At 39.0% G+C, this 21,204-nt stretch carries 17 protein-coding genes, 1 tRNA gene, 3 pseudogenes and 1 other annotated feature; of the genes and pseudogenes, 10 read left to right on the top strand and 11 right to left on the bottom strand.

Translation table 11 applies throughout. The features are described from left to right. Positions 1–54: 54 nt before the first annotated feature. From ychF to FTV17_RS03600, 8 genes are all read right to left on the bottom strand, one after another. Entirely contained in the window at positions 55–1,146 is a 1,092-nt protein-coding gene (ychF, locus tag FTV17_RS03635) for a redox-regulated ATPase YchF (protein WP_035264512.1), read from the bottom strand. Positions 1,147–1,269: 123 nt separating this feature from the next. After that, the gene (locus FTV17_RS03630; protein ID WP_092766235.1) at positions 1,270–1,929 is read right to left on the bottom strand and encodes a methionine ABC transporter permease; all 660 of its coding nucleotides are present in this window, start codon (positions 1,927–1,929) and stop codon (positions 1,270–1,272) included. Then, positions 1,910–2,980, bottom strand: coding sequence for a methionine ABC transporter ATP-binding protein (locus tag FTV17_RS03625; protein WP_179998203.1), 1,071 nt, complete (start codon positions 2,978–2,980; stop codon positions 1,910–1,912). Before FTV17_RS03625 ends, FTV17_RS03630 begins: the two co-directional genes overlap by 20 nt. Before the next feature lie 11 nt (positions 2,981–2,991). Then, positions 2,992–3,825 (bottom strand): MetQ/NlpA family ABC transporter substrate-binding protein, encoded by an 834-nt coding sequence (locus FTV17_RS03620; RefSeq protein ID WP_179998202.1) that lies wholly within the window; start codon positions 3,823–3,825, stop codon positions 2,992–2,994. Positions 3,826–3,834: 9 nt separating this feature from the next. After that, positions 3,835–4,677: a MetQ/NlpA family ABC transporter substrate-binding protein gene (locus FTV17_RS03615; protein WP_179998201.1), complete on the bottom strand. Its 843-nt coding sequence runs from the start codon at positions 4,675–4,677 to the stop codon at positions 3,835–3,837. Between the two features lie 25 nt (positions 4,678–4,702). After that, a complete protein-coding gene (locus FTV17_RS03610) occupies positions 4,703–6,133 on the bottom strand; it encodes an LLM class flavin-dependent oxidoreductase (RefSeq protein WP_179998200.1) in 1,431 nt (476 codons plus the stop codon). Continuing rightward, a complete protein-coding gene (locus FTV17_RS03605) occupies positions 6,133–7,356 on the bottom strand; it encodes an SfnB family sulfur acquisition oxidoreductase (RefSeq protein ID WP_179998199.1) in 1,224 nt (407 codons plus the stop codon). Before FTV17_RS03605 ends, FTV17_RS03610 begins: the two co-directional genes overlap by 1 nt. A gap of 9 nt (positions 7,357–7,365) precedes the next feature. Continuing rightward, positions 7,366–8,568, bottom strand: a complete 1,203-nt coding sequence (locus tag FTV17_RS03600) for an SfnB family sulfur acquisition oxidoreductase (protein ID WP_179998198.1) — start codon at positions 8,566–8,568, stop codon at positions 7,366–7,368. 373 nt (positions 8,569–8,941) lie between these two features. Here FTV17_RS03600 and FTV17_RS03595 point away from each other — a divergent pair, with 373 nt between their 5' ends. Next, positions 8,942–9,706 (top strand): glutathione S-transferase family protein, encoded by a 765-nt coding sequence (locus FTV17_RS03595; protein WP_179998197.1) that lies wholly within the window; start codon positions 8,942–8,944, stop codon positions 9,704–9,706. A 112-nt stretch (positions 9,707–9,818) separates the two neighbouring features. After that, entirely contained in the window at positions 9,819–10,289 is a 471-nt protein-coding gene (locus FTV17_RS03590; RefSeq protein ID WP_035264497.1) for an Lrp/AsnC family transcriptional regulator, read from the top strand. 76 nt (positions 10,290–10,365) lie between these two features. On the opposite strand, the gene FTV17_RS03585 is transcribed toward FTV17_RS03590, so the two are convergent. Beyond that, positions 10,366–11,115 carry a YebC/PmpR family DNA-binding transcriptional regulator gene (locus FTV17_RS03585; RefSeq protein ID WP_035264495.1) on the bottom strand — a complete coding sequence of 250 codons (750 nt, stop codon included), beginning with the start codon at positions 11,113–11,115 and terminating at the stop codon, positions 10,366–10,368. Between the two features lie 107 nt (positions 11,116–11,222). Further along, positions 11,223–11,789 (bottom strand): 1-acyl-sn-glycerol-3-phosphate acyltransferase, encoded by a 567-nt coding sequence (locus FTV17_RS03580; protein ID WP_179998196.1) that lies wholly within the window; start codon positions 11,787–11,789, stop codon positions 11,223–11,225. 327 nt (positions 11,790–12,116) lie between these two features. Here FTV17_RS03580 and FTV17_RS03575 point away from each other — a divergent pair. From FTV17_RS03575 to FTV17_RS03550, 6 genes and pseudogenes are all read left to right on the top strand, one after another. Then, positions 12,117–12,193, top strand: a tRNA-Ile gene (locus FTV17_RS03575). A gap of 196 nt (positions 12,194–12,389) precedes the next feature. Next, the gene (locus FTV17_RS03570) at positions 12,390–13,115 is read left to right on the top strand and encodes an integrase arm-type DNA-binding domain-containing protein (protein WP_179998195.1); all 726 of its coding nucleotides are present in this window, start codon (positions 12,390–12,392) and stop codon (positions 13,113–13,115) included. Positions 13,116–13,148: 33 nt separating this feature from the next. After that, positions 13,149–13,610 (top strand): annotated as a pseudogene (locus tag FTV17_RS03565) (tyrosine-type recombinase/integrase); the annotation flags it as partial. 150 nt (positions 13,611–13,760) lie between these two features. Next, a pseudogene (locus FTV17_RS03560) lies at positions 13,761–14,503 on the top strand (IS3 family transposase); the annotation flags it as partial. After that, positions 14,036–14,152 (top strand) — a sequence feature (AL1L pseudoknot). It overlaps the preceding pseudogene by 117 nt. 504 nt (positions 14,504–15,007) lie before the next feature. Beyond that, entirely contained in the window at positions 15,008–16,249 is a 1,242-nt protein-coding gene (gene ltrA / locus FTV17_RS03555) for a group II intron reverse transcriptase/maturase (RefSeq protein ID WP_179998194.1), read from the top strand. 88 nt (positions 16,250–16,337) lie between these two features. Further along, positions 16,338–16,815 (top strand): annotated as a pseudogene (locus tag FTV17_RS03550) (IS3 family transposase); the annotation flags it as partial. 112 nt (positions 16,816–16,927) lie between these two features. Here FTV17_RS03550 and FTV17_RS03545 read toward each other — a convergent pair. After that, a complete protein-coding gene (locus FTV17_RS03545) occupies positions 16,928–17,536 on the bottom strand; it encodes a TetR/AcrR family transcriptional regulator (protein ID WP_179998193.1) in 609 nt (202 codons plus the stop codon). A 615-nt stretch (positions 17,537–18,151) separates the two neighbouring features. Between FTV17_RS03545 and FTV17_RS03540 the strand changes: the two genes are divergently transcribed. Then, a complete protein-coding gene (locus FTV17_RS03540) occupies positions 18,152–19,933 on the top strand; it encodes an acyl-CoA dehydrogenase C-terminal domain-containing protein (protein WP_179998192.1) in 1,782 nt (593 codons plus the stop codon). A 95-nt stretch (positions 19,934–20,028) separates the two neighbouring features. Next, positions 20,029–21,198, top strand: coding sequence for a thiolase family protein (locus FTV17_RS03535; RefSeq protein WP_179998191.1), 1,170 nt, complete (start codon positions 20,029–20,031; stop codon positions 21,196–21,198). The last annotated feature ends 6 nt before the right edge of the window (positions 21,199–21,204 follow it).

Here is a 21,204-nt window from a genome sequence, read left to right as displayed (position 1 = left end):
TCTTTTAAATAATCTTTGCAAAAAAAAACAGCCTTTCGGCTGTTTTTTAATGACTTAAACGTTGAAACGGAAATGTAAAACATCACCATCTTGAACGACATAAGTTTTACCTTCAAGGCGCCATTTTCCAGCTTCTTTAGCGCCAGCTTCACCGTTGTATTGAACAAAATCGTCATAGGCAATGCATTCTGCACGAATAAAGCCTTTCTCAAAATCAGTGTGAATCACACCAGCAGCTTGAGGAGCGGTCGCACCGATTTTTACAGTCCAAGCACGAACTTCTTGAACGCCTGCAGTGAAATAAGTTTGTAGGCCAAGTAAGCCATAACCTGCACGAATAACCACGTTAAGACCTGGTTCTTCCATGCCCATCGCTTCTAAAAATTCAGCACGTTCATCATCTTCAAGCAAAGAAATTTCAGCTTCGATTTGGTTGCAAAGCGGAACAACAATGGCATTCTCTTCTGCCGCTAATTTTTTAACAGCATCAAGGTGCGGATTGTTTTCAAAACCGTCTTCAGCAACGTTAGCAATATACATTGTTGGTTTAAGGGTTAATAAACCAAAGCCACGAACTAATTTGCGCTCGTCGTCATCAAGATCAGCTGCGCGAGCAGGGCGACCTTCATCAAGTAATGGCTGAATTTTTTCTAGTACAGCTTTTGTTGCAACGGCTTCTTTATCACCACCTTTCGCAGACTTTGCTAAACGTGTAACCGCTTTTGATACTGTTTCTAAATCAGCTAAAGCAAGCTCAGTGTTGATGGTTGCAATGTCATCAAGTGGGTCAATTTTACCGTTCACGTGAATAACATTTTCGTCTTCAAAACAACGTACTACGTGTGCAATTGCATCAGTTTCACGAATGTTGGCTAAGAATTGGTTCCCTAAACCTTCACCTTTAGAAGCACCAGCAACTAAACCTGCGATGTCTACAAACTCCATCGTGGTTGGAATAACACGTTGAGGTTTAACAATAGCAGTTAATTTGTCCAAACGTGGATCTGGAACAGGAACGATGCCAGTGTTTGGTTCAATGGTACAGAATGGGAAGTTTTCTGCAGCAATAGCAGCTTTCGTCAATGCATTGAAAAGTGTAGATTTACCAACGTTCGGCAAGCCGACAATACCGCAATTAAAACCCATGAAAAGACTCACACAGTGTTATTTAAAAATTGTCGGTGATTTTACATCAAAGCCATGACAAAGTCAGGTCATGGCTTTGATGTTTCTCGTAAAGACAGATGAGACTCAATTGAATAGTGTGAATTAGATTTTACGTTTGTCCAAACTATGTGCCAATTGATCGCCTAAAGCTTGAATCAGCATCACCAATACGACTAATACAATGATCACCGCCAACATAATTTGCATATCGAAACGTTGGTAGCCATATCGATAGGCGATATCACCTAAACCACCTGCACCAATAGCACCCGCAATCGCAGAGGAATTGATCATGGTCACAAGCGTGACAGTAAAACCTGCCACAATACCAGGCAGTGCTTCTGGTAAAAGCACATGCCAAATAATTTGTTTGCGATTGCAGCCCATGGCTTGAGCGGCTTCTATGAGTCCATGATCAACCTCTCGTAGACTGACTTCCGCAATACGTGCGAAAAAAGGTGTAGCCGCAATAGTTAAAGGTACAACCGCAGCCCATACCCCATAACTGGTCCCTACAATCAGTCGAGTGAAGGGAATGAGCGCCACCATTAAAATTAAGAAGGGAATAGAGCGCGTAATATTCACCACCCAACCTAAGGCATGATTGATTTTTTTTGAAGGATAAATCCCATTTTCTGAGGTATTGACGAGGATCACAGCCATAGGCAAGCCAATGAGAAGTGCTAAAAATGCAGAAATACCGACCATTAATAAAGTATCAATAGTGCCAGTAATTAAAAGATCAATGAGCTGGTTGTGCATAGCCAAGCACCTCGATTTGTGATGTTTTATGGTGGAATTGCTGATGGAGCGTATGCACATCAATATCTAATTGAGGAATACCTACGATGAGTGAGCCAACCAGATGATGTTGAATAGTGTCTACATGGCTTTGATATAAATGCACAGGCAGTGCAATTTTAGAAAGTACATCATTTAAGTTGGGAGGATTTTTCAAATCAGTTGCATAGCTGATTTTCAAAATGGTATGCGTTAAATGTGTAGCTCGCTCTTGATGTAACTGGAATGGCAAATCTAGCTGTTCCAAATTGAGAAGTTCTTGCGTGATTTTCTGCTGGGGACGAGAGAAGACTGACCAAACTTGCCCTGATTCAACGATTTCACCTTGATCAATGACCACCACTTGATCGCAAATTTCACGAATCACTTGCATTTCATGTGTAATGAGAACGATGGTGAGTCCTAATTTTTGATTAATTTCTTTCAGTAAAGATAAAACAACAGATGTGCTTTCTGGATCAAGTGCCGATGTTGCCTCATCACACAATAGTATTTCCGGTTTACTGACCAATGCGCGGGCAATCCCAACTCGTTGTTTTTGTCCACCCGATAATTGTGATGGATAGTGATGATGCTTTTCAGCTAAACCGACTAGATTTAAAACCTCATCTACACGAGTTTGAATCTCAGCAGCAGGCACTTTTGCGATTTTCAATGGAAGCGCGACATTTTCCCAAACTGTTTTGGCAGATAGTAAATTAAAATGTTGAAAAATCATGCCAATACGCTGGCGTAGGACGATTAACTCATTGTGATTAAGTTGCCCTAGATCATGTTGATGTATATGAATACTACCATCAGAAATAGTTTCTAACCCATTTAAGGTGCGAATCAATGAGGATTTGCCCGCACCACTTTTGCCGATAATGCCGAAAATTTTTCCTTCAGGAATATCCAAATTAATGTTTTTGAGTGCGTGAACTTGTTTTCCTTGTACATCGTAATACTTATTTAAATGACGAATCGTAATATGGGGTACTGCAAATTCAATGTGTGAACCAAAACTCACCATGATTATTCTCCTTATTTCCAGCCTTCAAACCACAAACCTTGCCCAAAGTCTTTGTCTAGAATCTGACGGACTTTTGCAGAGTTTTGGAAGGTGTCAACCACAGTTTTTAATTTGTCATCCTGATCTTGATAATCCCGACGCGTTACAAACAAAATCGCAAATTTTTTATTGATCGGATCTAATAACAGTGCAGACGTAGGATCAGCAACTTTTGCCATTTTCAAATAATGAGGAAAACCCATAATTAAGTCAGCTTCATTGTAAGCATGCGCGGTTTGCGGGCCTTCAACTTCAATAATCTTGAGTCTTTTAGGATTACTGATAATGTCTCGGGTGCTGGTGAGTTCATTATTAATATCTTTAACTTGAATTAAGCCTGCACGAGCCAGCAAATTTAAACCACGTGCCATGTTGACTGGATCATTCGGTACGACTACTTTCGCTTGATCAGGTATGTCTTGTAGAGATTGATATTTTTTTGAATAAAGTCCGACATGACTGCCTGAACCTTTTGCAAAAGGCACAAGGTCATAGCCTGTTTCACGCACTGCATTCGCTAGAAAAACACTTTGTTGAAAGAAATTGGCGTCAATATCACCATTTTGCACAGCGACATTGGGCGCTTGCCAGTCTGAAAATTCAATCAACTCCAGATGGATACCTTGAGCTTTTACATCCTCAGCGACACTTTGCAGTAATTCAGCATAGGGTGGGCTAATGCCGATTTTAATAACTTTATCATTTGAGTTTTGACTGATATAACGATATCCCACTAAGGCCGCCAGTACTGCGACGATGACGACTGCAATTTGGATGAATTTAGATGATTGTGTTGAAGTAGACATGAACGCTCCTTATTTCCAGCCTTTGAACCATAGTTTTTCACCAATATCCTCATTCAATGCTTGTTTAACTTTGTCTGAGCTTTGATAAATTTGGATAAATTTTTTCAGTTGAGCTGCTTTTTCAGGCTGAGTTTGTTCAAAGTCATCGCGAACAACAAATAAGATGGCATAAAGCGTGTTGTTAATTTCATCCAAAATTAAGGCATCATTTGGATCAATCGTTTGCGCTAAGCGTAGGTACATTGGATAGCTAAATACGAGGTCTGCATCATCTACGGCACGCGCAGTTTGCGGGCCTTCGACTTCAATAAAGTTCAATTTTTTTGGATTGGATTTAATATCTTTTAAGTTGGATAAGTGGTTGTTGGAATCCTTAAGTTGTATTAATCCAGCGTGTTGTAAGAGGAGTAGGGCGCGACCCTGATTCACAGGATCATTTGGCAGTACAACTCGAGCGCCATTTTCAACTTCACTCATCGCTTTATATTTTTTTGAATATAAACCGACATGTGTTCCTGAGCCGATGCCCAAGGGTTTGAGCTTAAAGTTGGTTTCTTTTAACGCATTATTCAAGAAAGGTTGATGCTGAAAATAATTTGCATCAATATCCCCATGATTTAGGGTGATGTTGGGTGTATTCCAATCTGAAAATTCTACCAAACGTACATGAATGCCTTGCGCCTTTGCTTCTTCAATTGCGGCTTGAAGTGGTTTTGCAAATGGTGGGCTAATGCCAATCACAATTTCTTGTTGATCATTTTTTTTCAAAAAGGACCATGCAAACGCTGCAATCACAATAATGGCGATTGCAACGCCGATCCATTTAAGTCGAGAAGACTGAGCTTGTGCCATAGAAAGACCCCTAAATATTAAAAACTTAAGCTGAATGTTGGTGTATAGGATTTAAATTTGATTGTTGTATATCTTGTGTTGAGCTTGGACATCGGAAATGATGTGCAGGATGTGAAAGTGGTAAATGATCTCCCGCATTGAATAGCTTGTGCCTTAAGCTACCCTCAGCATAGGCGGTCTTATAGCGACCACGTTGTTGGAGTTCAGGAATGACATAACGAATAAAATCTTGATGTGACTCTGGAGCGACTGTACGGGCAAGGTTAAAACCATCTAATCCAGAAATATCAATGAATTCGATTAGCTGTTGAGCAACTGTTGCTCCACTGCCAACAAATAAGGGATAACGTCCACCGAGTACATGCTGAGCTTTTAAATCTGCCAAAGTGACTTTGTTTTCCTTAAAGCGCTCATTTACAGAAACGATGCTGTTGGTTTTTTTATATGGAATAGCATCCTCATCTTTTAGATGACCTAAGTCTGTTCCGATTGAGCTTGAAAAATGCGCAATCCCTGCTTCAGGACTTGCATATTGAATATAGTCCTGCAGTTTTTCTTGCGCTTGTTGATCTGTTTCAGCAGTGACGACAGTGATACCCGCAAATAATTTAATTGCTGTACCATCACGACCTTGTGAATGGGCTAATTGGCGAATCTTTTGTGTTTGCGATGCAATTTTTTCAGCGGTATCTCCACCAATAAACATGGCTTCTGCATGCCGAGTGGCAAACTGTAGTCCTTTAGGTGATGCTCCCGCTTGATATAGAACAGGTGTTCGTTGTACTGAAGGCGAGACTTGGAAGACGCCGTGACTGTTATAGAACTTTCCTTGATGGTGGATCGCATGTACTTTAGTCGGATCGGTAAAAATGCGATTGAGCTTATCTTGGATGACGGCATCATTTTCCCAAGAGCCTTCCCAAAATTTGTAGCAGAGTTCTAAAAATTCTTCAGCTTGTTCATAACGTAAATCGTGATCTTTCAGTCCTTGCTGACCGAATAATCGCGCTGCACTATCCAAATAGCCAGTGACGATATTCCATCCTAAACGTCCTTGGGTCAGGTGATCCAGACTCGCGAAGCGACGAGCAAATTGATAAGGAGATTCATAACTTAAGTTCACTGTAATACCGAAACCCAAATGCTGCGTGACGGCTGCCATTGCAGACACCAGCGTGCTTGGATCATGGCTTGGCAGTTGAATTGATTCTTTCAAGGTTAGATCAATGCCATTTTGATAGACATCGTAAACGCCAGTAATATCGGCAATGAACAATCCATCGAAAAGACCTTTCTCTAAAGTTTGAGCGAGTTCTGTCCAATAACTTAATTCATTAAATCGGTATGATTGATCACGTGGATGTGTCCAAAGTCCATGATTAATATGACCTACACAATTCATATCAAATGCATTGAACAGGATCTTTTTTTGAGGATTCGATTTATTTTTTGTCATTAAAGCGTACCTCGTCTTGGGGGGAATACGCCGTTTAAAACATAATTGGCTATGAAGAAATATTTCCAACGCGCTGGATCATGCAAGGTATGAACGCGTGCATTTCTCCAGTATCGATCAAGATTATCTTGTCGTTGACTTCCACGGCTACCAGCCAGTTCAATTAGTTTTGACGAGACTTTTAGTGCAGTTTCGGTACTGTGAGCACGTGCTTTAGCCACTTGAATAGAAGCATGTGCAACTGAATGTTCTGAAGGGGCGACTTTGGCGTCTTGAACCGCTTGCGCTGCTTGTTTAAGTAGTAACTCAGTGGCCTTGACGTCTGTTGCAATTCGACCAATTTCGTACAGTGTCAAAGGGTCTTGAGTGGCATGTTCAACTTTTGCATCTATCCAAGGGCGTGCTTGACGAACGCGTATTAATGTTTCTTCAAAAGCAGCTCGAGCAATGCCTGTTTCAATTGAGGCATGAATAATTTGTGCAAATGGACCTGAAATTGTGACAGTTGTATATGCCAAATCAAAAGGAACTACATCCTCAGGGTCAATCTGTACATTTTCAAATTTAACAGTCCCACTGCCTGTGGTTCGTTGTCCAAATCCACTCCAGTCATCTATTAGGCTTAAGCCTTCGCTATCACGTGGAACAAAGACCAGAAACTGGCGCTCTTGTTCATCACTAGCAAGGGTTGGAATACGGTGAGCGAATAGACTGCCAGTGCAATAAAATTTTTCTCCATTGAGGACATAACCATTTTCGACTTGCCTTAAAGAGGTATGGCGTTGTGCTGCATTTTTAGTTTTAAACTCAGCCAAGGCATTTCCAAAGCGAGCACCTTGTAAAACTTCAGTAAATAAACGTCTTTTTTGAGCCTCAGACCCAGTATTCCTCAAAATTTCAAGTGCATAGAAATGATTTTGTGGAATTTGTCCGATAGAGCCATCAACACCACTCATTAATGCGATGATTTTTGTCAGTGTATGAATAGAAACATCGGCACCGCCATATTGTTGAGGTACTGTAATGGCCCACAAGCCAGATTGACTGTAGGCTTCGATTTCTTCATGAGGAAGTTCACGATTTAAATCTCGTTCAGATGCACGGTGCTTAAACTTTTCTGCAAGTTCGTGTGCGACTTTTAATGCTTCTTCATCAGAGCGAATAATATGCGCTGGTCTATAACTGCCTGATTTTTGGATCTCTAAAGCTTGTAAAGATGACATGATGACTCCTCAAATCCAGGCATGACGTGCAGGAAAAGTATGGTTTAAGTAATACGAACCCAGCGCGTGAAGTTTCCAGCGAATGGGATCATGAAGGGTATGTACACGTGCATTTCGCCAGTGTTGATCAAAATTATGAACATTGAGGCTGGCGCGACTTCCTCCGAGCTCAATCAACTTTTCTGAGATATGCAGTGCAGCATCATTGGCATAGACTTTAGCTTCAGCAACTTTGATCGAAGCTTCAGCAATATGTTCATCAGAGAGTTGTTCAACTAAACTGAGTGAATCTAAATAATCAGCTGCTTCATCGAGCAAAAGAATGGCGGCATTTAACAAAACATTAGCTTTGCCAACTTCTTGTAAGGTGAAATGCTCATCACTGGCACGTTCAACTTGTGCATCCACAATTGGGCGTGCTTTACGGATCGCAAACAACATGTCCTTAAACGCTGCTTCAGCAATACCAACATCGATAGCCACTTGCATCAGCTGTGAAAAAGCACCTCTAAAATTAGGGACGACTAATAATTTTCTTTCATCAAAAATCAGTAATGGATCAACTTTAACTTGATCTAAAATCACTGTGCCACTTGAAGTGGTACGTTGACCAAATCCATCCCAGTCATTGATCACTTCGACACCACTGGATTCACGATTCACTAAAACTAAAACCACGTGACCTTCAGGGTGTATGGCTTTGATGGCTAACCAATGTGCAAATGAACTGCCTGTAGAATAGAATTTTTTTCCTGAAACTCGATATTTCCCATCCTCCAAAACAAGGTGTGTGTCTAAAGTCTTGGTATCTTTGGTATGACGTTCTGGCCCCCCATTGGCAAGACGCTTACCTTTTAAAATTTCATTAAAAATAAATTGCTTTTGTTCATGGCTTCCCATGATGTTGATCATATTGAGCAATGCAATTTGATTTTGTGGAATTTGCCCTAAACTTGAATCCGCTTTATTTAGAATACGAAATACTTGGGCGAGGGTACGATGAGAGACTTCAGCACCGCCATAGACGTAGGGGATGCGCAAGCCTCCTAAACCTTTTTGGCTGAATAATTCAATTTCTGCAAATGGTAAAGCTCGTTGTTGGTCACGGTGATTGCGACCTTCGAGCGCATAATCAGCAACATGATAGGCTGCATGAATGGCGTCTTGATCATTTTCAATAATATGAACATTTTCAGTAATTAAACGAGACATAGATCAATTCCTCTTTGAGGAGATATACGCTACGCCCATACAATATTTTTTTTAAATGCTGGTTTTCGTTGAACTATTCAAAAAAAATGCTTAAGACAAATATAGATATCGATTGAAAAATATTAGAAAATTTAAACTATTGATTGATAATGAATTTTAATAAATCATAGTGCTCTAAACACGATGGATTCATTTAGACATTGCAATAAAAATGATAAAGATTTGCTAAACATTTATAATTTAACGGATTCATATTTCCAAAAATAACAATTTAAGTTGCAATTGATGCATTATCACATTGTGTTTTGGCATAGGGTTGCATAAAGTAAGCAAAACAATAAATCCTATGATTGATCAAGATTTCGGAGATTTTATGCGCATCCTTTACCAGTTTCCTTTATCTCACTTTTGTGAAAAAGCTCGCTGGTTACTTGATCATAAGGAATTGGATTATGTTGCTCAAAATATCATTCCGGGCGTACATCGTGCATTCGCAAAATTAAAAACAGGTCAAAACTCTCTGCCGATATTACGTGATAAAGAAAAGTGGATTGCAGATTCAACCCAAATTGCCCTGTATTTGGATGATGTTTATCCAGAGCATTCATTGCTCAGATCAGATTTAAAGTTAAGAAAAAAAGCACTTGAAATTAATGACCTGAGTAATCAATTGGGTGTATCAGTGAGGCGCTGGGGGCTTGCTCAAGCTTTATCTGAAAGCGATGAGCCGCTAGAAATCATGATTGGTGAAAAAGGGTATCTGAGAAAATTTCAAAAGATCAGTAAGCCACTTATCAAAACTTTAGTTTCAACCAGCTACCAACTCGATGATGAACAAGTTGCGCTTGCTAAAGAAAATATGCATGAAATTATTATGCAGTTAAATGATCAATTAATTCACAATCAAGCTCGATATTTGGTAGGAGATCGTTTAGGTTTAGCAGATATTGCCGTTTGTTCAATGCTTGCTCCACTACTTGAGATCTCTGGTACACCTTGGGAAAGAGAATATCATCAGCCAGTTTCATCTGAATTTGAGGATTATCAAAATCAATTGCTTGATTTGCCGATAGGACAATATGTTAAACGTATTTATGCCAATGAACGAAATGCGCGGGTAGATTGGCGCGGGATATAACAGACATATTTTCTGTTATGTTGTCTGATTAGTTAATTTATTTTCATTTGAATCGATATTTTCGAAAAAATAACGCATAATCATTTTGTGCCATGAAAATATTGAGAAGAAGATGGAATTAGATCGTTACGATAAACAAATTTTAGAAATTCTTACGCATGAAGATTTGAATCTGAACGAGCTTTCGGAGCGTATTAACCTGTCTGTAAGTTCAGTGCACCGTCGTATTAAACATCTCATCGAAACCAATATCATGACGAATTTAAAGCGTGATATTAACTATCAAAAATTGGGGTTTAATTTACATGTGTTGTTACAAGTATCATTGAGTAAGCATGACTCAGATACTTTTGCAAAATTTTTAGATGAACTTAAAAGTATTCCTGAAGTGATCAATGCTTTTTTAGTCACAGGGCAATCTGCTGATTTTATTATAGAAGTTGTTGCTCGTGATATGGAAAATTATAGCCAGATTTTGTTACAGCGCATTGGTAAAATTGATCATGTCGTGGCATTGCATTCAAGCTTTGTCATTAAAGAATATGATGTATTTAACTGTCATGGTTTATTGAGTAAAGCATAATTCAAGCTTGCAAAAAAAGACGCCTTTCAATTAAAAAAACGCACCAGAAGGTGCGTTTTCTAATTCTGAATATGGATTAAGCATCCAATTGCGCTAAAACTTCTTCAGAGAACTCAACGTTGGTATATACGTTTTGTACATCATCTAAATCTTCAAGCATATCAATCATTTTCATGATTTTTTTCGCTTGATCGATATCTGTGATTTCTGCTTTAGTTGAAGGGTTCATCACCACTTCTGCATTGTCAGATTTTAAACCTGCAGCCGCTAAAGCATCTTGCACTGTACCAAAAGACTCTGGTGTGGTGATCACAAGAATTTCATCTTCTGTCACTTCAATGTCTTCTGCACCAGCTTCCAACGCAACGTCCATAATTTGGTCTTCTAAAGAAACATCTTCAAAAGTAATTTCGCCACGTTTAGTGAAAAGGAAAGCAACAGAGCCGTTAGTACCTAAGTTACCATCTGTTTTAGAGAAGCAGTGACGAACATCTGGTACGGTACGGTTTAAGTTATCAGTCATTGTCTCAACAATAACGGCTACACCACCAACACCATAACCTTCGTATGTGACTTCTTTTAAATCATCATTGTCTTCACCACCAGCACCACGCTGAATGGCACGATTGATGACATCACGAGTCATGTTAACGGACAATGCTTTTTCAACAACTGCACGAAGACGTGGGTTGCTTGCTGCATCAGGACCACCGAGTTTTGCAGCTGTAACAATTTCACGAATATATTTTGTGAAAACTTTACCACGACTAGCATCTTGTTTAGCTTTACGATGCTTAATATTGGCCCACTTGGAATGACCCGCCATGCGAAATATGCTCCTTGTAGATTGGCCTTATGCCTAATCAAATCTGCGAAATTCTACCATAAGGGCTTTTTTTTAATAAAGACCCTTATTTTAGCAATTGATCAAGTTCAGGCTTTATTCTTCGGTTCAGGAATAATAATGTCTAAACCTGTATGTACTTTATAAAGTTCCTGAATCAACTTCAAATCATGATCCAACTCTGATGGCATGATTTTGCCAAAAATTCCGCCTTGTTTGGTTTTTGGGTTTACAAACAAGAAAACGATAGGGACGTTTGCGGCTTTTGCGATATGCCAAAAACCGGTGCGGATCGGTTTACGTTGTTCACCATTTTTCGCACGAGTCGCTTCAGGCGCAATCACGAGATTAAATTTGTCATTGGAGTTGAAGAGTTCAACCATTTGCGCCACGATATCTTTATTTGAGTGACGGTCAACTGGAATACCGCCAACCCCTTCTAGAATTGGCTTAAAAGGTCCTTTGAATAGTTCTTTTTTAATTAGTGTGTGAATCGGGATATCATGGATTTGAAACAGTGCGATTGAGAGTACAGCATCCATCATCGTGGTATGTTCAAAACCGATAATGACTTGTTTATCACCAAGCACATTCGGTTCAACATGATATTTGACTCCAGCAAGTTTAAATGCCATTTCGGCAATGTGTTTTTTCATGATTCACAGAGATATTTGAATTTTATATGGCAGAGTTTCTTACTTCATTTTAAAAAATTCAATCCCTTTAGTGATAAATTATAGAAAAGTTGACTACTAATTTAGATTTTCTCTGCAAACTATACATCCTCGACGCTTACCGAAAATTCATAATTTTTCACATATTTGTGACTGAAATTCTATAGATGATTAAGATCCTACGTGATTTGCAAACTGCGATGAATAAATTTTGGTCAAGCTGAAGATAAAAAAATGAAAAACCTTGTTTTTGAATTTGATATTGGCTAGTATTCTGATTCGAAAATACTTGAGAAATCAGTATTTATAGGGCCTATAGCTCAGTTGGTTAGAGCAGCGGACTCATAATCCGTTGGTCGACAGTTCAAGTCTGTCTGGGCCCACCAGTTTTTTGTAATGATATGCTCAGTTTTGTTCTGTTATTACTACTAAACCCATGAATTTAAAAGGTTCATGGGTTTTTTTATGTCTTTTTTTATACGGCTATGTACGGTGATGTTTGGCTATAATTTAGCCTATTGTGTATCCGATCTTGTATCCGATACCCTGTATTCATTACTCGGATACATGAGGTATTTAGAAATGAGAAGAAGTGACTTAAATGGGACTAAACAAATAAAAGATACTCACCTCCATAATTTAGAACCTGAATCAAAAGAGTATCGAATCGCGTGTGATACAGGGTTGTACTTCCGTGTTTCTCCAAAAGGGAAAAAGACTTGGCAAGTACGTTTTAAAGATGGTGAAGGTAAGTGGAAATGGCATAGCATAGGTGGATATCCAGACCTTACACTAGCAGAAGCAAAACATGAAGCATTAACTATTTTTCTTAAGTTAAAGCAAAATGAAAAAGTACTAACAAAAAGAGAAATTGAATTAGAACGAGTTCAAAACAATCATTTAACATTTAAAACCTTGATATACGATTGGCTGGATACCAAAAAAACTACTTGGTGTGAGAAAACTTTAAGAAAGGAGACACAATCTTTTGAAAGAAGGGTTTTATCATTATTCGGGAATAGTGATTTTACAAAGATTTCATCAGAAAAGTGGTTAAACTTTTTTCAGGAGTTGATTAGACAAGAAGAAATTTTCAATCGAGTACGGAAGTTAGTTTCACATTGTCGTAATGCTTATGATCTTGCAAAATTCCGTGGCCAAATTGGCTCAAACCCTTTAGATGGCATTCTTAAATATCTTGATAGAGGAAGCAAGGGGAATATGAAGCATGTGAAATTGACTGAACTACCAAAGCTTGTTCAATCGATTAGAAGTTATAGCAATCAGCATACTGCTATTGCTCTTTAATTATTAGTTTTACTTTTTCCTCGACCTCAAGAACTTCGTTACGCAAAATGGGAAGATTTTGATTTCGAAAGAAAACTTTGGATTAAACCTGCTCACACAATGAAATGTGGTATTAGACACGTTGTACCATTACCACAGCAAGCGATTGATCTATTATTACAACTTAAAGAAATAAGAACGCCATCGGATTACTTGTTTTGTAGTCGCGATAGCCTAACAAAGCCCATGAGTGAAGCAACACTGAATAATGCTTTAAAGAATCTTGGATATAGAGGAAAGCAGAGTCCTCATGGCTTCCGACATATTGCAGCGATAGCTTTGAATGAACAGTTTAGTTCTCATGATCAGGTTATCGAAGCTTGTTTGGCGCATAAAAAAAGAGGTGTAAAGGCTGTCTATGATAAAGCAACACATTTAGGTGATAGAGTTAAATTGATGAGGTGGTGGGCTAATCATGTCGATAAAATAATTGTTGAGGCTAAGCTAGTTGCTTAAATAGTTTATTTGAAGGTTGGGCCATCCCTTAAAAGGGAATGGCCTATAGTGATTGTAAGGTTCGATTTGCTAAAAAAACTGATCAGATATTGTTTAATAATGAACCGTACCGGGTTTGTCGGAAACCAACTTTCTTGAGAGAATGTCCCGATGAAAAAGGTAAAATATACCCCTGAAATCAGAGAAAGAGCGGTTCAATTATTGATTGAATCTAAAAAAGACTATCCATCTAATTGGGCTGCGATCACGGCTATTGCAACTAAGATTGGTTGTACTCCTGAAACTTTACGCGTTTGGCATCAAAAATATCTCGATAAACAAAATCCAGTTAAAGTACAGCAACTTTCAGATCAAGAACGCATTAAACAACTTAAACGTGAAAATAAAGATCTGCAACGAGCCAATGAAATTCTACGTAAAGCAGCCGCTTTTTTCGCCCAGGCGGAGCTCGACCGCCCATACAAATAATGGTGGATTTCATCCATAACAATAAGGCGTTATATGGTGTTGAGGCGATTTGCAGGATTTTACCGATCGCAGCTTCGACCTATTATCGAACGTTAGATCTCACTGAAAATCCAGAACATCGAGCGAAACGGGATTTACATGATTTACATCATGCTGAACAAATTAAACGAATTTGGCAGGAAAGTTCAGGTCGATATGGTGTGCGTAAGGTCTGGCAACAATTGAAACGTGAAGGCTATGTTATTGCATGTTGTACAGTTGCTCGATTGATGCAAAAGCTAGGTATACAAGGTGTTTGGCGTGGTAAGAATAAACAAACTACCCGTAGCCGAGATGATCAAAAGCGAGCAGATGATTTAGTAAAACGTAATTTTAAAGCCGATCACCCTAATCATTTGTGGGTTGCTGACTTCAGTGTGCCGCAGCAAGCGGCGTAAGAGATGAGGGTATGGCCCCTCGCTATCGGCTTGCAGGAGCAGGTAGCAAACCACCATAAGCGGCTTGGATCAAAAGTCCCGGTCGTGAGCGTTATGGAAAAGGCATCGTAGAGATGTCAGGTAAGAATTAGGAAGGCGAACAACAGTGAACTGCCGTTCAAGTGTCGAAAGTACTCAAATGACATCAAAACCGGGGATGGAAGTTACCCCGCGATTAGTTTGGCCGTTACCTGCTTACGGGCCATTCGGTGTCCGGCGTAGAGGCAGCGCGATCCTAATTCAGGCTCTTACGTTGAACTGCGGGAACCTTCGGTGGCGATGTCAAGCGAAAGGCACAAGCTCAAAAGGCAAGGCTGATAATAGCAATGCGTCACCAAGGGGCGGAGCAACTCGTAGTAGTGTTGAAGTTACTGTAATGGTAATGGAGCGAAGGGGTTGCATTATCCAGGTCTACGGATTTGTCAACTGTGCAAGCAGGAGGAGCAAAACTTTATGACCAAACCATTTAACATTCCTAAAGCGTTAATCTGGGAGGCATTTAAGAAAGTCAAAGAGAATGGTGGCGCTCCAGGCGTTGATCATGAATCTATTGAGCAATTCGAAAAGCATTTAAAGAACAACCTATACAAACTATGGAATCGACTTTGTTCTGGCAGTTATTTTCCACCGCCAGTTAAGGCTGTTCCGATTCCAAAGAAGTCAGGTGGCGTGCGTATACTAGGTATTCCAACAGTTGCAGATCGAGTCGCGCAAACAGCAGTTAAGCTCTTATTAGAGCCGAAAATTGATCCATTATTTCATCCAAACTCATATGGATATCGTCCGGGGCGTTCTGCCCATGATGCAATTGCGATAGTGAGGAGACGAAGTTGGGATTATGACTGGGTTGTGGAATTTGATATCAAAGGTCTCTTTGATAACATCGACCATGATTTACTCATGCGTGCACTCAAGAAACACTGTGAAATTCCATGGATTCTTTTATATGTGCAACGTTGGTTAAAAGCACCAATGCAACACATAAATGGCCATCTTTTAGAAAGGAATCGCGGCACACCACAAGGTGGTGTTGTGAGTCCTTTATTGGCGAATTTATTTATGCATTATGCTTTTGATATGTGGATTACGAAACATCTTCAAAGTGTACGGTTCAGCCGTTATGCAGATGATGGCGTAATTCATTGTCGGAGTTTATCTCAAGCCAAACTTGTTTTACAAAAGATCGATGCACGATTTCGTGAATGTGGACTCGAATTGCATCCAGACAAGACAAAGATTGTTTATTGCCAAGATATTAATCGTCGTAAAGCATATCCCGATGTTCAATTTACTTTTCTCGGGTACACGTTTAGGCCCCGTAAGGCTGTGGACAAGTATAAAAGAGTTTATGTAAATTTCTCTCCTGCAGTCAGTCGTGATGCACTTAAAACAATGCGACAGACTATTCGGAAATGGCATCTACATCTGATGTGTAATCGCGAATTAAGTGATTTATCTGCAATATTCAATCCAATTCTTCAAGGTTGGCAGCAATACTATGGTCGATTCCATGGTTCAGCAATGTCAGCGATCTGGCAACACATGAATGCTTATCTTATACGCTGGATGAGGCGTAAGTATAAAAACTTGGCCCGTCATAAAAGACGGGCTAGATATGCCTTAGGGCGACTTGCGCGTGATTTTCCAAATGCCTTTGTGCACTGGAAAATGGGATGTTTACCATCGGTTGGATAATGGGAGCCGGATGAGCTGAGAGGTTCACGTCCGGTTCTGCGAGGGGCTAAGGGTGAAATTCCCTTGGTCTACTCACCCCTATATTTAAACAAATTCAGGCTGGGTGTATACCGCATTTATTGTTGATGTGTTCTCACGAGCAATTGTTGGATGGAAAGTATCGACACGCATGAATACAGATATGGTACTAGATGCATTAGAACAAGCTTTGCATGATCGAGGTATGCCTAAGAATGTGATTCATCATTCTGACAGAGGGGTTCAATATCTTTCCATTCGCTATACTAATCGTTTAGAGGCAGAAAATTTACGAGCATCAGTCGGTACAACGGGTGATTCATACGATAATGCCTTGGCTGAAACGGTGAATGGTTTATACAAAACGGAGGTGATTAAATATTTAAAAGCAGATTGGCAAGGCTTAGCTGATGTACAACTTGCGACACTAAACTGGGTAGATTGGTTCAATAAAAAAGCGTGTACACAGTGCATTGGGTTATGTGTCGCATTTTGAGTTTGAAGCAATGTACTATGATAAGATTAACCCGTTAGGTCAGGTGGCCTAACTTAAATAAAAAAGTCTCCGACAAACCCGGTACGGTTCACTTATTGAAGTGATGTTTTTTTTTAGAATATATATTGATTGAAGTCTAGGGAATGAAGATATTTCTGAATGCATTATTCAACAGAGGTAATTTTATCTGGAGTCATGAGTGCTTGGTTAATGTATAGTTTTATTAATCTTTCACGTGAGCCTATGGCTTTTTGATAATGACTTGAATTCAATAATAATGAAGCACCGTAAGTGACGGTCCAAATATAAGACAAATAATCACGAATTGACATTGCGCTTTCTAAAGCCTGTAAATAAGCACCGGTCATGTCTTTAATTTTAATGATTCGTTCTTCTCTCACCTGATAGAGTACGTCAAACAAGTCTTTTAATTTGCGTTCATTGTTGGTTAACTTTTCTTCAATGACATGCAGTAAAATGGTTCTGTTTGAGTTGAGCATATTATAGAGCATATATTGAGAAACATAAGTTTTCATGTCATGGTTATATTTCTTTGAAATCTCTAATAAGCGCTGTTCATTTAAAATAATGAGTTCTAAATACAGCTGATTTTTACTTTTGAAATGTTTATAAATAGTCCCTTTCGCAATATCTAATTCTAATGCAAGTTCACCTAAGGTGATGTCTTGGTTGTTTTCTAACAATAGAATTTCAGCCATCGCTAAAATTTTCTCTTTACGTAATAGAAAATTTTGTTGGCGTATTGAACTCATAATTTTTGTTCCATAAACATCAAAACTGCATCATCAATCTAACTGATTCAAATGGAATTTCCTATTCCACTATTGTATAGAATATACACCTAAATGAACGAGAAAAGTGTTGGAATATAATAGTTGAATAATAATTATTCTTTTCATGTGAAATATGGCTTGTCAAGAAAGTTGAACTGAGGAGGTCAGTTTTGGGAAATAAAATTCCATTTTTATAATTTTTAATTTATTGTTTTTGTGTTCGAACAACAATAGATATGTTTATTTGAAACTGTAAAAGTAGTCATATAGATATAGCGACTAAACAAATCTTGTTATTAGGTTTTATTATGTATAGCTGCACTTCTTATATTCTTAAATTTTTATTGAATTCTATTCATTCTGATCTACCCAAATACTATTCACAGTAAGTATTACAGTCTTCACAATTTTTGTTGTGCTTAAGATGTAATCCCTCAGTAATATTGATTATTACTGTCATTTATCTCACAAATTTCAATCATTCCGTAAAAACATTTCAATGGTTTTGCGTGGAAACATACAACTTTAAAAAAGCACTTTGATCGTTAAAGTATGAAATATCACTTGACTACAAAGTAGGGAAAGGAAAACACCATGCCAATTTATAATGCACCACTGAAAGATATGGACTTTATTTTAAACGATGTGTTTAAAGCAGAAGAGTTCTGGCAAAGTAATGAAAATTTAGCTCATTTAGATATGGCAACAGCCAATGCCATTCTAGAAGAAATGGCTAAATTTTCTAAAAATGTCATTTTAGATTTAAATCGTTCAGCAGATGAATCTGGTGGTGCAGAATTTAATAATGGTGTGGTAACAACACCCGCAGGCTTTAAAGAAGCTTTTAATCAATTTGCACGTGGTGGTTGGATTGGTTTAGGTGCAAATGAAGAATGGGGTGGCCAAGGCATGCCTAAAATGCTGACGGTCCTTGCTGATGAAATGATTTGGAGTACAAATCCATCATTTATGTTATATCCACTCCTTACCGTTGGTGCGGGTATGGCCATTAATGACCGTGCATCTCAAGAGCAAAAAGAAACCTATTTACCTAAAATGTATACGGGTGAGTGGTCAGGTACCATGTGTTTAACTGAACCACACTCAGGAACAGATTTAGGTATTATTAAAACCAAAGCTGAACCGAATGAAGATGGTTCTTATAACATTACTGGAACTAAAATTTTCATTACCAGTGGTGAGCATGATTTATGTGACAACATTATTCATCTTGTACTGGCAAAAACACCAAATGCACCAGCGGGTTCACGCGGTATTTCATTATTTATTGTGCCTAAATTTTTAGTCAATGCGGATGGTTCTTTGGGCGAACGTAATGCGGTGGCTGCAGGTTCAATTGAACATAAAATGGGGATTAAAGGTTCATCAACTTGTGTCATGAATTTTGATGGTGCGAAAGGCTTCATGGTTGGCAAAGAAAATGAAGGCTTAGCAGGTATGTTTGTCATGATGAACTATGAACGTTTGTCTATGGGAATTCAAGGTATTGGTGCATCTGAATATGCATATCAAAATGCAGCACAATATGCGACAGATCGTTTACAAGGCCGTGCAACTACAGGTGCGAAATCTCCTGAAAAGCCAGCAGATTCAATTTTAGTACATGGTGATGTACGCCGTATGTTATTGAATGTACGTGCTAATAATGAAGCGTCACGTGCATTTGCCGTATATGTAGGTCAACAACTAGATATTACAAAGTACTCAACAGATGCAGAAGCTGTTCGTAAAGCCAATGACCGTGTTGCGTTATTGACGCCAATTGCCAAAGCCTATTTAACAGATACAGCATTGCAAGCTACGCTAGAAGCTCAAATGTGCTTTGGTGGGCATGGATATATTCGTGAATGGGGTATGGAACAATGTATTCGTGATTTACGCATCGCACAAATTTATGAAGGCACCAATGGTGTGCAGGCTATTGATTTAATTGGTCGTAAAACTACAAAATGTGCGGGCGCATTTATTGCAGAGTATATTGCTGAAATTCGTGAGTTTGTGACGACTTTAGATGATCAATTGAGTATTAAAGCAACCACTCAAAAATTATGTGATGAACTTGAAGCACTCACCACCTTTATTGTTGAGCAATCTAAACTCAATTCTGATTTTAGTAATTCAGTTGCTGTGGATTATTTACATGCAGTCGGTTTACTGAGCTTTACCTATATGTATGCCCGTATTAGTCAAGCTGCACAGCAAAAAACCGAAGTATTCTTCCAAAATAAATTAGTTCTAGCACAGTATTTTGCAGCAAAAGTACTGCCAGACTTAGCTGCACGTACACAACGTATTCATGCTGGTGCTGAATTAGTTATGCAATTGCCTGAAGAATATTTCACTGCTCAGGCATAAGTCGCTGTAAAAAATGTAAAATTTGATGTAAAAACCCGAAGAAGTCCATATGCTTCTTTGGGTATACAAAATGTAAAAATAGGATGAAAAAATAAATGATTGTTATTGTAGATGCTGTACGTACAGCAATGGGTGGTTTTCAAGGTTCTCTTTCATCTTGTAGCGCACCCACTTTAGGTGCAACGGCAATTAAAGCAGTTGTAGAGCGTGCAAAATTACAAGCAAGCGATATTGATGAAGTGATTTTTGGTTGTGTGTTGCCAGCTGGTTTAAAGCAAGGACCTGCACGTCAAGCAATGCGTCAAGCTGGGTTACCCGATTCAACTGGTGCAACCACCATTAATAAAATTTGTGGTTCTGGCATGAAAGCAGTAATGCAAGCTGCTGATGCAATTAAAGCAGGTTCTGCAGAAATTGTAGTTGCTGGTGGTATGGAATCTATGTCGAATGCGCCTTATATCTTAGATAAGGCACGTTCAGGCTACCGTATGGGACATGGCAAAATTACAGATCACATGTTCCAAGAAGGTTTAGAAGATGCTGAAACAGGTCTTTCTATGGGAATATTGGCACAGGATATGGCAGATCAAAAAGGCTATACCCGTGAACAACAAGATGCTTTTGCCATTCAGTCATTAAATAAAGCAGTAACGGCTATTCACAGTGGTTTCTTTAAAGATGAAATTGTCCCTGTGACAGTAACTAGCCGTAAAGGTGATGTTGTTGTAGATACAGATGAACAACCACTAAATGCAAAACCAGAAAAGATTCCAACGCTACGTCCTGCATTTAAAAAAGATGGCACCATTACTGCTGCAAATGCCAGTTCAATTTCAGATGGTGCATCTGCATTGGTCATTACTTCAGATGAAATAGCAACGGCTCGTGGGTTAAAACCATTAGCCAATATTGTTGCTTATGCTACTCACTCACAACATCCTTCAGAATTTACTATTGCACCTGTGGGTGCGGTTGAAAAAGTCTTGAAAAAAGCAGGCTGGACAGCTCAAGAGATTGATCTTTGGGAAGTCAATGAAGCTTTTGCTATGGTGACCATGGCAGCAATCGATGCATTTGATTTAGATGAAGCCAAAGTCAATATTCACGGTGGCGCGTGTTCTTTGGGGCATCCACTCGGTTCATCTGGTTCACGTATTATTGTGACTTTAATTCATGCATTAAAACGTACAGGTGGCAAAAAAGGAATTGCAGCACTGTGTATTGGTGGTGGTGAAGCAACTGCAATAGCAGTTGAACTTATTTAATACACT

It is taken from the genome of Acinetobacter sp. YH12239 (assembly GCF_013417635.1).
Lineage (GTDB): Bacteria > Pseudomonadota > Gammaproteobacteria > Pseudomonadales > Moraxellaceae > Acinetobacter.
The sequence above is the reverse complement of the archived record's forward strand: the minus strand, read 5'-3'. Positions and strand labels throughout refer to the sequence as shown.